Consider the following 14648-nt stretch of genomic DNA (forward strand, 5'->3'; position numbering starts at 1 on the left):
TTACTATTAACTAAAAACATCAACAGTTTTAAAAAATTTCGACATTAAAACAAAGTTTGCAAATTGAAAACTTTTAATTACTTTTGTTAAATGAAAATCCTTGTAAAGAAAACGGTTTTATTTTACATCAAAAAGTATCCAATGGCAGCAACACAATTGCTAATTTGGTACAATGAATTTTCAAAACTGGAACTTAACAACTTCAATGAACTCAAAAGAGTCTATGGAAATGCAAGTATTGTAAATAACAACCGTGTAGTTTTCAACATCAAAGGAAATGATTTTCGATTAGTCATCTCAGTTAATTTTCTACAAAGTGCGTGTTATGTAATTTGGTTTGGAACACACAAAGAATATGACAAAATAAATGTAGAAACTATTGCATTTGACACCACAATTCTAACAGATAAAAAGATTTAATTATGAACTGGAAAGTATTAAAAACAGAAGACGATTACAATAAGGCTTCAATACGAATGATGGAAATCTTTAATGCCGAACCCAACTCAGCTGAAAGTGATGAATTGGATTTATTGATTGTTTTGATAAAAGATTATGATGAAAAACATTATCAATTACCTGAGCTCGATGCCTTAGAAGTAATTAAATATAAAATGGAGGAAATGGGAATAAAAGCTAAAGATCTTGAACCAATTATAGGAAGTAAAGGTCATGTTTCGGCAATTCTTTCAGGGAAAAGAGAAATTACTTTAAAAATGGCTCAAAAGCTAAAAAACTATTTTAGCATTCCTGCCGAAGTATTTCTGCATAACGCGAGTTAAAAATTTTTCTTTTTATACAAACAAGCCGTCTCAAAATAGAACTTTGAGACGGCTTGTTTGTTTTTTTTCAAAGAAGAATTTTCTAATGAATTTTTTTTACACCGCAATCCTCACCACATAACCCTCAGAACCACGAACATTAAAAACAGTTCCATCTTCAAACAATAAATACTGTCCTTTTATTCCGGTCAATTTCCCTTGAAAATTAGGGGTTTTATCTAAGCTCAGACTCTTCACCTTTGAAGGATATTGCAAAACGGGATATTCCATTTGGTACAAATCATTTTTCTCTGAATAAAAATACTGCTGAACTTCTGTTGGAATTAAATTTTCTAACTTTAATCGTTCGGCAACCAAATCTACAGCTTCAATGTCATTAGTTAACATTTTACGCCAATTGGTTTTATCGGCATAATGGTCTTTCAAAGCCACCTCGGTAATTCCCGCCAAATAACGATTCGGAACTTCTACGATAGCAATCGCCTCATTAGCTCCCTGATCAATCCATCGTGTAGGCACCTGGGTTTTACGCGTTACACCTACTTTTATTTCACTTGACAAAGCCAGATACACAATATGAGGTTGTAACTGCACTTTTTCTTCATAAGCCAAATCACGATCTGGAATTCCTAAATGTGCGGTACTCAACTCAGGTTTCATAATCCAGTCGCCCACAGCAGCACTGGAATAAAAACATTCGTAACAAAATCCCTGACGGAAAATTTTCTTTTTCTTATTGCAATTCAAGCATTGAAAACCTACAAAATCAATGGAAATATCTTTACCAATCAGCTGATTAACATTCAAAAAACTAGTTTCAAAAACCAAATAATATTGAATAGGTTTTCCATATTCGGTTTCCATTTTAGTAAGTACGCCTTCGTATTGCATTAAGATTGAATTTTTAAGGTTTGCTGTTTCGTAAATTTTGCTATTTTTGGTAAAGTTATTATTCCTAAGCTAAATTTCATAACCCTATTTTTTAAAAATGCCAACACAGCTTATCAATTCATTTGCCTCTTGGGTTTTAAAACAACGAATCCATCAAATCGAACTTTTCCTGAAATACCCAAACGAGGTTCAGGAAGAGCTGCTTATGAATTTAATTTCGGCTGCAAAAAACACCGAATTGGGTAAAAAATACAATTATGCTTCGATTAATTCCTATGCTACTTTTGCAGAAAGAATTCCGATTTCGACCTATGAAGAATTACAGCCTTTAATTGAAAGAACGCGTCAGGGAGAACAAAATGTTTTTTGGGAATCGCCTATCAAATGGTTTGCAAAATCCAGCGGAACTACCAATGCCAAAAGCAAATTTATCCCTGTAAGCTACGAAGCACTAGAGGATTGCCATTACAAAGGCAGTAAGGATTTACTGTGTATGTATTTGAATAATAATGAAAACTCGGAGCTATTTACAGGCAAAAGTTTACGTTTGGGAGGAAGTTCTCAAATTTACGAAGACAACAACAGTTTTTTCGGGGATTTATCGGCAATATTGATTGAAAACATGCCTATTTGGGCTGAATTCAGCAGTACGCCCAGCAATAGAATTTCGTTAATGAGCGAATGGGAATCCAAAATGGCAGCCATTATCAACGAAACCAAAAGAGAAAATGTAACCAGCTTTGCAGGAGTTCCTTCGTGGATGCTGGTGTTAATGAACAAAATGCTTGAAGAAACCGGCAAAGGGAATTTACTTGAAATTTGGCCAAACCTCGAAGTTTATTTTCACGGTGGCGTGAGTTTTAATCCGTATCGTGAACAATACCAAAACCTGCTACCTAAAAAAGATTTTAAATATTACGAAATATACAATGCCTCCGAAGGTTTTTTTGCCATTCAGGACTTGAATCATTCCAGTGATTTATTATTAATGCTCGACTATGGAATTTTCTATGAATTCATTCCAATGGATACTTTTGGAACACCCAATCAAAAAGTAATCCGTTTAGCCGATGTAGAATTGAATAAAAACTATGCTATTGTTATCACCACTAATTCGGGATTGTTCCGCTATTTAGTGGGAGATACCGTGCGTTTTACTTCGCTAAATCCATTCAGAATCAGGGTTACCGGAAGAACCAAACACCACATCAACGTTTTTGGAGAAGAATTAATGGTCGAAAATACCGATCAGGCACTTGCCAAAGCCTGTCATATCACCCATGCTGAAATAATAGACTATACCGTTGCACCAATTTTTATGGATGGAAAAGAAAAAGGAGCACACGAATGGATGATTGAGTTTAAGAAAAAACCGGCTGACATGAATGTTTTTCAAAAAGCGTTGGACGAAACTTTACAAACTTTGAATTCCGACTACGAGGCCAAACGCTACAACAACATGACGCTAAATCCTTTGGTAATTAATGTTGCCAGAGAGCACTTGTTTTATGATTGGTTGAAAGACAATAACAAACTGGGGGGACAACACAAAATTCCAAGATTGTCCAATCAACGAGATTATCTGGAGCAATTGAAAAGTATGCAAGAGAAAGTGATAGTATAATTATTTTAGCCACGAATTCACTAATTTATATAATATCAAAATTCCACTAAGAAAAGTAATTTTAAAATTTAGTGGCATTGTAAAAAGATAGTCTCTTTTGCATTTTATTCGTGAATTCGTGGCTTAAAAAACTTATTATTTTTCCAAAATCTTCTTCAAATTAGCTAAATTTTGAGTTTGTGCATCGGTGATGAATTTCTTCCCTATCAACGACATTAAATTCATTGGATAATCGGAATGCCCATAGAATTCATTGGTGATTTTAGTTTGATTTCCCGAAACATCCTCTACAAAAGTAGCCGCTTTAGCATCTCCTTTCATTGGTCGTTCAAAATGCAAATCGACATCAATCCTGTCATCGGTAATTTTTGAAATTTGCTGCGAGCCTTCGCCTACATTATCGTCTTTACTATTCCATTCCGCCTTAAAACCTACAGTTCCGTCAGTTCCGGTATAATTCATCACAACATTAGGATCCTGCATCACCCATACACTATATTCTTCCTGATTTTTAATCAGTTTCACATAATTAAAAACTTTTTCTTTTGGTGTATTGATTGTCGCAGAAACGGAAACGGTATAATCCTTTGGAACAAACAAAGCTACTACTAAAAGCAATACTATCAGAGCTAAAAGTCCAAATACTATTTTTTTGATTATTCTCATACTTATTGCTTTTCATTTTTATCAAAATTGACCATCCAATTAATTCCAAACTTATCGGTAAACATCCCAAAATAAGCTCCCCAAAAAGTATCCGCCATTGGCATATAAGCATTTCCTCCCGCTGATAATCCGTTAAAAATTCGATTGGCTTCCTGCTTACTTTCGACATTAACAGAAATAGACATATTTCCACCAAAAACCACATCACCACTGGCCGAATTGCTATCACTTCCCATTAAAACAGCTGAACCAATAGGCAGGCAAACGTGCATGATTCTATTTCCTTCTTCTTCTGACAATTCAGGAGTATTATCGCCTGCCGGCATATCTTTAAACCTTCCAATGTATGGAAAATCTCCTCCAAAAACGGATTTATAAAACAAAAATGCTGCTTCGCAATTACCATTAAAAATTAAATACGGATTGATTGTTGTCATGATTCTTATTTTAAATTAATTATTCTTCTGATAATTCTTTTATCAGAGCTAATGCCTTTGAAAATGTAGTATTAAAATGCTCAATATATTTCTCAGTCGTATCTACTGTAGCCTCCAGAACAGTCATTCCGTTACTGGCAGTTAAACGGTAGGTTTCCATGGCACCAACCCATTCCTGAGTTGCAGTATCAACAGGCAAAACTTCATGGTTTTTCATCATATTCAAATGTCGGAAAGCCATATATTCATTTTCTGTTTTCTTTTCTATAATGCTATACATTCCTTCACCATTGGGTGTAAGAAATTGAACAAAACCTCCTTCTTCCCAGTCGCTTATAGCATAACTGCCTTCGCAAAAAACACCCGTCCATTTTCTATAACTGGCTTCTTCCCACAAAACTGACCAAACTTTTTCTCTGGACGCCTGAATTTCAATCTTAAAAGTTAATGTTTTCATATTCAATATTTATTAAGACAATTTACTAAAATCCATATACAAAACACCCCAACGATGTCCGTCTAAATCAGCAAAACCACACCCATACATCCAACCCTGACTCAAAGCCGGTTTTGAAAAGACTGTTCCTCCGGCTTCTTCAACCCTGTGGGCAATGGCATCAACTTCCTCCCAACTTTCGGCATCAATTGATATTAAAACCTCCGAACTTAGTTTGGTATCTGTAATTGGATTTTTTATAAATTCCTGAAACATGGTTTCTTCAAAAAGCATGATTACAAAATTATTTTCACCAACTAACAAACAGGTTGAATATTCTGTATCATGCTGCTCATTGAAAGAGAAACCAAGTTTAGAAAAAAACATCTTGGATTGCTTAATATCTTTTACCGGAAGATTAAGCCATATTTGTTTTGCCATCGTATTGAATTTAGCTCAAATTATTCTCAACGTACCTCTTAAAATTATCCAATATAGCCTGCCAACCCTGATATTGTAACTCTTCTGAATTTACTGATTCGGGTTCAAAATATTCTCTGACTTCAAATCCATCTTCCAGCTCTTCAAAAACAATAATAACTACTCTTCCGTCTTCGATAGTATAAGCAATTAATTTTTTGTCTAAAACAGCGCAATATGTTCCAACAAAGTCAAAACTCATTGTTCCGTCTTTTGAAGCCATAGTCGATTTAAATCTACCACCTACTTTCAAATCATTCTCTGCAAAAGGTGTATGCCAATCTTCAGAAGCCATATTCCACTGGGTAATATGCTCCGGCAATGTCCATAAATCCCAAATCTTGTCTATGGGAGCCTGAATTTTTGTTTGAACTGTTATCATTGTACGTTATTTAAGTCTGTATTATAAAAATACAATTTTAAACGTAACGAAATAAAAAAACCTTAGCTCAAAATTAAAGCTAAGGTTTTTAAAACGTTATATCTAAGCTATTTAGATATTATCCATCATATCAATATGACGGTCATGATACCCTAATAGATATAAAACTCCGTCAAGACCCAAACTCGAAATAGAAGTTGCCGCACTTTCTTTTACCGTAGGTTTAGCATGAAAAGCAATTCCTAATCCTGCTAAATTAATCATTGGTAAATCATTGGCACCATCACCCACAGCAATCGTTTGATTGATGTGAATCCCTTCTTTTTCAGCAATTGCTTTTAGGAATTCAGCTTTCTTTTGACCGTCAACAATTTCACCAATATAATTACCTGTTAATTTACCGTCTTTAATCTCTAACTCATTAGCATGAACATAATCAATACCTAATTCTTTTTGCAAATAATTTCCAAAATAGGTAAATCCTCCTGACAAAATAGCGGTTTTATAACCATAATATTTTAGGGCTTTCATCAATCGGTGCGCGCCTTTGGTAATTGGCAAATTGATGGCGACATTATGCAAAACATCTTCACTTAAACCTTCCAGCAAAGCCATACGTTTTTTGAAGCTTTCGCTAAAATCAATCTCACCATTCATCGCCGATTCAGTAATAGCTCTCACCTGCTCTCCAACACCGGCCAATTCTGCTAGCTCATCTATTACTTCTGTCTGAATCAAAGTCGAATCCATATCAAAACACACCAAACGACGGTTTCTTCTGTAAATATTGTCTTCCTGGAAAGAGATATCAACGTCTAAAGTTCTGGAAATTTCCATAAAACTGGCTGTCATAACGGTTTTGTCTACAATTTCTCCCGAAACCGATAATTGCACACAAGAACGGGGATATACTTCTGTTTCTACAATAGAAGTTCTTCCTGTTAATCTTTTTATCGAATCAATATTCAGATTTTGGTCGGACATTATTTTAGTCACCGCGGCCAATTGTCCCGCAGCTAGTGTCTCTCCTAAAATATTGATGATATAACGTTGTTTAGACTGTGCTTTTACCCATTTCTCATAATCCTCAATGGTAATAGGAATAAATTTCACTTTTATCCCTAATTCATAAGCCTTAAACAACAAGTCTTTTAAAACCGGAGCCGAAGAAGAACCAGCTTCAATTTCGAACAAAATTCCTAACGAAAGTGTATCGTGGATATCCGCTTGTCCTATATCTAAAATAACGGCATTATACATCGCCAATACTGATGTTAAACCAGCTGTTACCCCTGGTTTATCTTGACCAGAAACTTTTAATAAAATTATCTCTTTATCCTCAATTGCCATTTTTAATCTATATTGATTTTAGAAGCGACAAAAATCGACAATCTATTGTAGATAAAAAAAAATATCGCGTGTTTTTTACAAAGAGATGATTTTAAGCTAACTCAAACTCATAAAAAAACCCGTCTCGTTCTAAAAAACGAGACGGGTTTAAAATTGTATCGATTAAAAATTATGAGGCAATCTCTAATCGCTTCAATAAATTTTTATTTAAAGTTTCCTGAGCGTAGTCTTTATCAATTTCTAATATTTTATCATCAGAACTTGGCAATTCGTACATTGCATCCGTTAAGATAGCTTCACAAAGTGAACGCAATCCACGAGCTCCTAATTTGTATTCCAAAGCCTTATCAACAATAAAATCCAAAGCTTCATCAGTAATGGTGAATTCCACCTCATCCATTAAAAACAATTTTTGATATTGTTTAATCAACGCATTTTTAGGCTGGGTCAAAATAGCACGCAAAGTTGCTCTGTCCAAAGGATCCATGTGTGTTAACACCGGTAAACGACCAATAATCTCAGGAATCAATCCGAAATCCTTAATATCTTTAGGAATAATATATTGCAACAAATTGTCTTTGTCAATAGCATCCGTATTTTTAGATGAACTATAACCTACTGCCTGACGATTTAAACGTTTAGAAATAATTCTTTCTACACCATCAAAAGCACCACCGGCAATAAACAAAATGTTTTGTGTATTCACCTCAACAAATTTTTGATCCGGGTGTTTACGTCCTCCTTTTGGTGGCACATTCACAACCGTTCCTTCAAGCAATTTTAACAAAGCCTGTTGTACTCCTTCGCCTGAAACATCACGTGTTATAGACGGATTGTCGCTCTTACGGGCAATTTTGTCAATTTCGTCAATAAATACAATTCCGCGTTCAGCCTTAGCCACATCATAATCGGCAGCCTGCAAAAGACGCGTTAAAATACTTTCAACATCTTCCCCCACATAACCTGCTTCAGTCAACACGGTAGCATCTACAATAGCCAAAGGAACATCCAACATTTTAGCAATGGTTTTTGCCACTAATGTTTTTCCTGTTCCGGTTTGTCCCACCATAATGATGTTACTTTTTTCAATCTCTACTTCGTCTTCCAGTTGCTGTTGCATCAAACGTTTGTAGTGATTGTACACCGCCACCGACATCACTTTTTTAGTTTGGTCTTGTCCAATAACGTATTGATCCAGGAAAGCTCTGATTTCTTTTGGCTTTAACAAAATCAAATCACCAATTAATTTTGAACTTCCGCTTGATTTCAACTCTTCAAGAACAATTCCATGAGCCTGTTCGATACATCTGTCGCAAATATGCGCATTTATTCCAGCAATCAATAAATTGGTTTCCGGCTTTTTTCTCCCACAAAACGAACACTCTAATACTTCTTTTGCCATTCTTTTTTGTTTGTGGTTTGTTGTTTGTTGTTTTGGACGAACCATAAACAATAAACAACAAACCCTTAACTAATTATCCTCTTATTAAAACTTCATCAATCATTCCGTACTGTTTTGCCTCTTCGGCAATCATCCAGTAATCACGCTCACTATCGGCATATACTTTATCAAATTCCTGTCCTGAATGATGAGAAATAATTCTGTATAACTCATCTTTCAATTTCAACATTTCGCGTAAGTTGATTTCCATATCAGATGCAACACCTTGTGCTCCTCCTGATGGTTGGTGAATCATTACTCTTGAATGTGGTAAAGCCGAACGTTTTCCTGCTGCACCGGCGCATAACAATACTGCTCCCATAGAAGCTGCCATTCCGGTACAAATTGTCGCTACATCAGGTTTGATATATTGCATGGTATCATAAATCCCTAATCCGGCATAAACACTTCCTCCCGGAGAGTTCAAATAAATCTGAATATCCTTAGAGGCATCAGCGCTTTCTAAGAAAAGTAATTGTGCCTGAACGATGTTTGCAATCTGGTCATCAATTCCTGTTCCCAGAAAAATAATTCTATCCATCATCAGCCTTGAGAAAACGTCTAATTGCGAAATGTTTAATTGACGTTCTTCAATAATATACGGAGTCATATTAGTAGGTGTCATCGCATTTACGATTTTATCGTAATACATAGCATTTACTCCTTGGTGCTTTGTAGCAAACTTTTTAAATTCTTTACCGTAATTCATATCTATTTGTTCTATGTTTTAAGTTATATCTTATTTTTTCATTAAAGCAAAGGTCATACCTCTTTACAAATAATGTCATTCTGTCTTGTTTTTTGTTTTCACAAACATTTAAAACAAAAGAGCGCCAAAAAAACTTCTGACGCTCAAATATAACTATTTTTTTAACTTTTGGCTAATGCCAAAGCTATTCACGAGATTATTTATTCTCCGTAAGAAGCTGCAATAAATTCTTCGTAAGTCACTTCTTTAGTAGTTGGATTTGCTTTTTCTTTAAACAACTCCAATAATTTTTCAGCAACTACCTGATCAGAAAGTCTTTTCACTTCGTCTTGGTTAGATAAAACTCTGGCAACAATTCCTTCAACTTCCTCGTCAGTAGGATTCGTTTGTCCGAATTGAGCCATTTGAATTCTAATATTTTTAGCTGTAAAAGCTTTTAAATCTTCAAAAGTAATTTTGATATCGTTTTGAGATAATGCTTTTCCTTCGATTAATTGGAAACGCAATCCTTTTTCAGAACGAGCGTATTCTACCTCAGCTTCTTCTGCAGTTAATTTTTTCTCACCTACAGTTTGCAACCATTTTTTCAAGAATTCAGCTGGTAAATCGAATTTTGTGTTTTCGATTAAAAACTCAGTTACATCTCCTAATAATTTTTGATCCGCTTGTTGCACAAATTGAGACTCAGCATCTTCTTTAATTTTTGATTTCAATTCTTCTAAAGAAGCTACTTTTCCTTCTCCGAATAATTTATCAAATAATTCTTGGTTTAATTCAGCTGGTTCAGATACAGTGATTGCTTCGATTGTAAAATCAACATCAACCGCTAAAGTGTGAACCACATCATGACTTACTTTTAAGTAATCCATTAATTGGTGATCATCCTGGAATAAACCTTGTGTATTTACTGTAACTACATCACCTACTTTTTTACCGATGAATTTATCAGCAGTAGCTTTGTCTTTGAAAACATCCAAAGAGATAGTTGTAGTATTTCCGATTCCTTCCGCTTCGTTAGTGAAAATCCCTTTCAAATCAGCACCTTCTACAACAACCTCTTGTGGAATAGCATTTCCAAATTGTTTTTGAATACGCTCTACTTGTCCGTCGATTAATTTATCGTCGGCAGTAACTACATATTTTACGATATCGTTTTTAGCATCTAAGTCTAATTCGAAGTTTGGCACTAAACCAATTTCAAATTCGAAAACTAATTCTTCAGCTGACCAATCTAAATTTTCGTTTACTTTAGGAAGTGGAGTACCTAAAAGATTTAATCTTTCAGACTGAATGTAACGCTCTAAAGCCAAGTCAACTACTTTCTTAACCTCTTCTTGTTTAATTGCTTTACCATATTGTTTTTCAACAAGGTCTTTAGGCACAGCACCTTTTCTAAAACCTTTTACTTGTGCTAAAGGCATTTTTTCGTTGATTCTTTTAGCTACCTGACCTTTGTAATCCATGTGAACCACAGTCATTACAATTGTCTCGTTTACAGCGTCTATTGCTACTCTTTTAATATCCATCTTCTTCTTTAATTTACGTAATAAAATTGGACGGCAAAATTATAAAATTTTTATAAGTTCAGCAAGCTTTTTGCATCGGAACCTTTAGTATTGAATTCAAGGCAGTTATTTAACCAAAAATCGACTTACATTTTTTATTTTTAATTCAACTAAAAACAACAAAAACTAAATGATTTGTGAAAGTCAAAACTTCTAAAACACACTAAACATTTCCGTAATACGTTATATTTAATAATCTCATTTCTTACATTATCATAAAAAAAACTATTTTTTTTAACACTATTTCTTCTTGTTTTTAGCAATCTATATTTATACTTTTATAGCAAACCCTAGGTGATTCGCCACTTACAAAGACCATAAATCCTTAATTCATTAAGATGGAAATACCACATATACCAGAAAACGAAGATCAAAGATTAGCAGAACTTCATTCGTACCAAATTATTGGGACTCTAGAAAACGAAGATTACGATTTTTTGACCCGAATGGCAGCCGAAATTTGTGGAACAAAAATCTCTTTAATTAGCCTTATTACCGAAAATAAACAATGGTTTTTATCTCATCATGGATTAAAAGAACGTGAAACAGCAAAAGATTTAGCTTTTTGTGCTCACGCTATCAATCAACCTAATGAAATTTTCATCATCGAAGATTCTAACAAGGACGAACGTTTTTTTGACAATCCATTAGTTACTGATTACCCAAAAGTGATATTTTATGCAGGAATACCATTAATTAATGAAAACGGCTTCCCTTTAGGCACAATTTGCGTTATTGACGACAATCCTAAAAAACTTTCTGAAAAGCAAATTGACTCATTAAAATTACTCGCTAAACAAGTAATCAATCTATTAGAACTTCGCAGAAAAACTTTTGAACTAAAAGAACAAAATAAAGAATTTGAAAAAACATCTCTTTTATTCAATGAAAGTCAACGAATCAATAAAATTGGTGCTTGGGAGCTAGACTTATCCAATGGGATTGCTTTTTGGACTGATGAAGTTTATCAAATTCATGAGGTAGCGAATGATTTAGTTTTTGACAAAACGAAAGGGATTGAATTTTATCATCCTGACGATAGACACATTATAATAAATGCTATCGAAAACACAATAAAAACAGGAAAACCTTTTGATGTGCAATGTCGTTTTATTACAGCCAAAAACAATTTCAAATGGGTACGTTCATCTGGTAAGGCATGGATCGAAAACGGAAAAATCACCAAACTTTTTGGAACTTTTCAAGACATCACAAAATTCAAAGAATCAGAACAGAAATACCAAGGAATTTTCAACTCTACGTTTTCATTTATTGGCTTATTGGATATTAAAGGAATTTTAATTGAAGCCAACGAAACCGCTATCAAAACAGCTGGTATTAAATCAGAAGATGTTATTGGCAAACCATTTTGGGATTGTTATTGGTGGCAAATTTCAAAAGAGACCCAAAAAACCTTAAAAGAAAATTTCAATAAAGTACTAAATGGGGAAGAAATCTCATATGAAGTATTAATATGGATTGCTAATCAAAATCCGGTAACGATACTTTTCAGTATGCGCCCAGTTTTTGACCAAAACAACAATGTTGTTTTTATCGTTCCGGAAGGAAGACCTATTCAAAAAATAGTCGATGATCGTTTTCGTTTTAAAGCCCTTTTAGAAGGAACTAATGTGGGTACCTGGGAATGGAATGTTCAAAGCGGAGAAACTATTTTCAATGAACGTTGGGCAGAAATAGTAGGCTATACATTGGAAGAATTGCAACCAATAAGTATAGATACCTGGATAAAACTCGCCCATCCTGATGATCTGGAAGAATCTGGACGAAGATTAAATTTATGCTTTGAAGGAAAAGCTGAATTCTACGAATTAGAAGCTCGTATGAAGCATAAAGACGGTAACTGGGTTTGGGTTCATGACAGAGGAAAAGTTTTCAGCTGGACTGACGATGGTAAACCACTTATGATGTATGGAACTCATAAAGACATCACCGAAAGAAAATTCAGAGAAGAAAAATTACGCATCAACGAAGAGGCTTTCAGAGGCAACTTTGAACAGGCAGCCATAGGTATGGCATTATTAAACGAAAAAGGACAATGGTTAAAAGTCAACAAAAAACTTTGTCAAATCATAGGTTATTCAGAGGATGAATTAATAAAACTCACTTTTCAAGACATCACACATCCTGATGATCTGGAAGCCGATTTAAATTTACTTGAAGAATTAATCAACGGCAACCGTGATGGCTACACCATGGAAAAACGTTATTTTCACAAAAGCGGACAAATCATTCATGCCATACTGGGTGTATCAATGGTACGGGATGAAAATGGAGCTATTTTATACTTTATCTCCCAAATATTAGATATTACGGCTCAAAAAAAATTCGAAAGACAATTAGCAAAAACCAATGCGTATAACGAAGCTTTGCTAAATGCCAGCTCCGAAGTAGCCATTATAGGTACAGATCTTAATGGAACAATTACCGCATTTAATGAGGGTGCAGAATTTTTATTAGGTTATAAAGCCGAAGAAGTAATTAGCAAAGTTACTCCCCAAATCATTCATATTGCTGAGGAAGTAATTAATGTTGGTCAGGAAATCTATGAAAAAACAGGTGAAAAAGTAGAAGGTTTTGATGTTTTTGTACATAAAGCCCGAAAAGGAATTTCCGAAACCAGAGAGTGGACATATGTTAGAAAAGACGGAAGTACATTTCTTGTTTTATTATCAGTTAACCCGCTTATTCAAAACGGAGTATTAACCGGTTTTCTGGGTGTAGCCACGGATATTAGCAACTTAAAAAAGGCCGAACAGGAAACTCTTGCTTTACTGGAAATTGCAGAATCACAAAACGAACGCCTAAAAAACTTTGCTTACATTGTTTCTCATAATTTACGTTCACACTCAGGAGGTATTAGTACATTAATTGAAATGATAGAATCTGATTATCCGGATTTTGGACAAACCGAGTTTTTTGATTATTTAAAAAAATCCTCTTCAAATCTTTCCGAAACCATAGAACATCTAACCGAAGTAGTCCAAATTAATCTATCTACCAAAGAAAAATTTAAAAACGTTTCCTTAAATACCGTCATTGAAAAGAACGTCAATAGCTTAATCACTCAGACTAAAAGGCAAAATATCAAAATTTCAAACGAAGTAAATACAAATACCACTGTAAAAGCAATCCCTGCCTATCTAGATAGTGTAGTAATGAACTTCATTACAAATGCAATCAAGTATAAATCAAACGAGCGTGAAAGTTATTTGAAAATTCAAACTGAAGAAACCAACAAACATGTCATTCTAAAATTTATTGACAATGGTTTAGGAATTGACTTAAAAAAGCATGGTCACAAACTATTTGGCATGTACAAAACCTTTCACAACCACAGCGACTCCAGAGGTATTGGTCTATTTATAACCAAAAACCAAATAGAATCGATGAATGGTAAAATTGAAGTCGAAAGTGAAGTAAACATTGGTACAACTTTTAAAATATATTTAGAACATGAAAAAATTTGATCTGTTATGCATCATAGAAGATGATCCAACACACCTGTTCATAACCAAAAAAATGATTGAAATGTCAGGTATGGTAGAAAACATTATGGTCTATAAAAACGGTAAAGAGGCCTATGACAAACTGAAAGCTATCTTTCTTTCTAGTGAAAAGCTTCCTGAAATTATATTATTAGACCTAAATATGCCTGTTTGGGATGGCTGGCAATTTTTAGATGAATTCACTAAAATACCTATTAAAACTAAAATTACCATATACATACTTACCAGCTCCAATAGTGAGGAAGATAAACAAAGAGCAGAAGAATACAATTTAAACGGGAATTATTTAATAAAACCTATCAGTCTGAAAGAAATCAAAACTGTATTGGAAGAAATTAATCATTAAAAAAGAAGACCC

General features: G+C 34.2%; 15 protein-coding genes. 5 read left to right on the forward strand and 10 right to left on the reverse strand.

Annotated elements, in window-relative coordinates; genetic code table 11:
- Positions 1–90: 90 nt before the first annotated feature.
- Positions 91–420, forward strand: coding sequence for a type II toxin-antitoxin system HigB family toxin (locus IEV84_RS09390; protein WP_188494032.1), 330 nt, complete (start codon positions 91–93; stop codon positions 418–420).
- Between the two features lie 2 nt (positions 421–422).
- Complete coding sequence (locus IEV84_RS09395) at positions 423–782, forward strand: helix-turn-helix domain-containing protein (RefSeq protein WP_188494033.1); 360 nt, start codon at positions 423–425, stop codon at positions 780–782.
- Positions 783–878: 96 nt separating this feature from the next.
- Here IEV84_RS09395 and IEV84_RS09400 read toward each other — a convergent pair whose 3' ends face one another.
- The gene (locus tag IEV84_RS09400; RefSeq protein ID WP_188494034.1) at positions 879–1673 is read right to left on the reverse strand and encodes a DUF2797 domain-containing protein; all 795 of its coding nucleotides are present in this window, start codon (positions 1671–1673) and stop codon (positions 879–881) included.
- 97 nt (positions 1674–1770) lie between these two features.
- On the opposite strand from IEV84_RS09400, the gene IEV84_RS09405 reads away from it, so the two are divergent.
- The gene (locus tag IEV84_RS09405; protein ID WP_188494035.1) at positions 1771–3297 is read left to right on the forward strand and encodes a GH3 auxin-responsive promoter family protein; all 1527 of its coding nucleotides are present in this window, start codon (positions 1771–1773) and stop codon (positions 3295–3297) included.
- A gap of 135 nt (positions 3298–3432) precedes the next feature.
- On the opposite strand, the gene IEV84_RS09410 is transcribed toward IEV84_RS09405, so the two are convergent.
- The 9 genes from IEV84_RS09410 to IEV84_RS09450 all read right to left on the reverse strand — a co-directional run bounded on the left by IEV84_RS09410 (position 3433) and on the right by IEV84_RS09450 (position 10724).
- On the reverse strand, positions 3433–3963 hold the full coding sequence (locus IEV84_RS09410) for an SRPBCC family protein (protein ID WP_188494036.1): 531 nt from the start codon (positions 3961–3963) through the stop codon (positions 3433–3435).
- A 2-nt stretch (positions 3964–3965) separates the two neighbouring features.
- The gene (locus tag IEV84_RS09415; protein WP_188494037.1) at positions 3966–4400 is read right to left on the reverse strand and encodes a VOC family protein; all 435 of its coding nucleotides are present in this window, start codon (positions 4398–4400) and stop codon (positions 3966–3968) included.
- A 19-nt stretch (positions 4401–4419) separates the two neighbouring features.
- A complete protein-coding gene (locus IEV84_RS09420) occupies positions 4420–4857 on the reverse strand; it encodes an SRPBCC family protein (protein WP_188494038.1) in 438 nt (145 codons plus the stop codon).
- Positions 4858–4869: 12 nt separating this feature from the next.
- On the reverse strand, positions 4870–5277 hold the full coding sequence (locus IEV84_RS09425) for a VOC family protein (protein WP_066326923.1): 408 nt from the start codon (positions 5275–5277) through the stop codon (positions 4870–4872).
- Between the two features lie 10 nt (positions 5278–5287).
- Positions 5288–5698 (reverse strand): SRPBCC domain-containing protein, encoded by a 411-nt coding sequence (locus IEV84_RS09430; RefSeq protein WP_188494039.1) that lies wholly within the window; start codon positions 5696–5698, stop codon positions 5288–5290.
- Positions 5699–5809: 111 nt separating this feature from the next.
- Positions 5810–7048, reverse strand: coding sequence for a phosphoserine phosphatase SerB (gene serB, locus IEV84_RS09435; RefSeq protein ID WP_188494040.1), 1239 nt, complete (start codon positions 7046–7048; stop codon positions 5810–5812).
- A gap of 169 nt (positions 7049–7217) precedes the next feature.
- Positions 7218–8450, reverse strand: a complete 1233-nt coding sequence (clpX, locus tag IEV84_RS09440; RefSeq protein ID WP_188494041.1) for an ATP-dependent Clp protease ATP-binding subunit ClpX — start codon at positions 8448–8450, stop codon at positions 7218–7220.
- A 73-nt stretch (positions 8451–8523) separates the two neighbouring features.
- A complete protein-coding gene (gene clpP / locus IEV84_RS09445; RefSeq protein ID WP_188494042.1) occupies positions 8524–9198 on the reverse strand; it encodes an ATP-dependent Clp endopeptidase proteolytic subunit ClpP in 675 nt (224 codons plus the stop codon).
- 200 nt (positions 9199–9398) lie between these two features.
- Positions 9399–10724, reverse strand: coding sequence for a trigger factor (locus IEV84_RS09450; RefSeq protein ID WP_188494043.1), 1326 nt, complete (start codon positions 10722–10724; stop codon positions 9399–9401).
- Between the two features lie 377 nt (positions 10725–11101).
- Here IEV84_RS09450 and IEV84_RS09455 point away from each other — a divergent pair, with 377 nt between their 5' ends.
- Together IEV84_RS09455 and IEV84_RS09460 are read left to right on the forward strand one after the other, a co-directional pair.
- Entirely contained in the window at positions 11102–14251 is a 3150-nt protein-coding gene (locus tag IEV84_RS09455; RefSeq protein ID WP_188494044.1) for a PAS domain S-box protein, read from the forward strand.
- Complete coding sequence (locus IEV84_RS09460; protein ID WP_188494045.1) at positions 14238–14636, forward strand: response regulator; 399 nt, start codon at positions 14238–14240, stop codon at positions 14634–14636. Before IEV84_RS09455 ends, IEV84_RS09460 begins: the two co-directional genes overlap by 14 nt.
- The last annotated feature ends 12 nt before the right edge of the window (positions 14637–14648 follow it).

The sequence above is a fragment of the Flavobacterium palustre genome (assembly GCF_014639535.1).
GTDB classification, from domain to species: Bacteria; Bacteroidota; Bacteroidia; order Flavobacteriales; family Flavobacteriaceae; genus Flavobacterium; species Flavobacterium palustre.

Excerpts from the sequence above, each read along its gene's own strand:
- serB (WP_188494040.1), bottom strand. The coding sequence starts at position 7,048 with ATGGCAATTGAGGATAAAGAGATAATTTTATTAAAAGTTTCTGGTCAA.
- IEV84_RS09430 (WP_188494039.1), bottom strand. The coding sequence starts at position 5,698 with ATGATAACAGTTCAAACAAAAATTCAGGCTCCCATAGACAAGATTTGG.
- IEV84_RS09460 (WP_188494045.1), top strand. The coding sequence starts at position 14,238 with ATGAAAAAATTTGATCTGTTATGCATCATAGAAGATGATCCAACACAC.
- IEV84_RS09400 (WP_188494034.1), bottom strand. The coding sequence starts at position 1,673 with ATGCAATACGAAGGCGTACTTACTAAAATGGAAACCGAATATGGAAAA.
- IEV84_RS09455 (WP_188494044.1), top strand. The coding sequence starts at position 11,102 with ATGGAAATACCACATATACCAGAAAACGAAGATCAAAGATTAGCAGAA.
- IEV84_RS09395 (WP_188494033.1), top strand. The coding sequence starts at position 423 with ATGAACTGGAAAGTATTAAAAACAGAAGACGATTACAATAAGGCTTCA.
- IEV84_RS09450 (WP_188494043.1), bottom strand. The coding sequence starts at position 10,724 with ATGGATATTAAAAGAGTAGCAATAGACGCTGTAAACGAGACAATTGTA.
- clpP (WP_188494042.1), bottom strand. The coding sequence starts at position 9,198 with ATGAATTACGGTAAAGAATTTAAAAAGTTTGCTACAAAGCACCAAGGA.
- IEV84_RS09410 (WP_188494036.1), bottom strand. The coding sequence starts at position 3,963 with ATGAGAATAATCAAAAAAATAGTATTTGGACTTTTAGCTCTGATAGTA.
- IEV84_RS09425 (WP_066326923.1), bottom strand. The coding sequence starts at position 5,277 with ATGGCAAAACAAATATGGCTTAATCTTCCGGTAAAAGATATTAAGCAA.
- IEV84_RS09420 (WP_188494038.1), bottom strand. The coding sequence starts at position 4,857 with ATGAAAACATTAACTTTTAAGATTGAAATTCAGGCGTCCAGAGAAAAA.
- IEV84_RS09390 (WP_188494032.1), top strand. The coding sequence starts at position 91 with ATGAAAATCCTTGTAAAGAAAACGGTTTTATTTTACATCAAAAAGTAT.
- clpX (WP_188494041.1), bottom strand. The coding sequence starts at position 8,450 with ATGGCAAAAGAAGTATTAGAGTGTTCGTTTTGTGGGAGAAAAAAGCCG.
- IEV84_RS09415 (WP_188494037.1), bottom strand. The coding sequence starts at position 4,400 with ATGACAACAATCAATCCGTATTTAATTTTTAATGGTAATTGCGAAGCA.
- IEV84_RS09405 (WP_188494035.1), top strand. The coding sequence starts at position 1,771 with ATGCCAACACAGCTTATCAATTCATTTGCCTCTTGGGTTTTAAAACAA.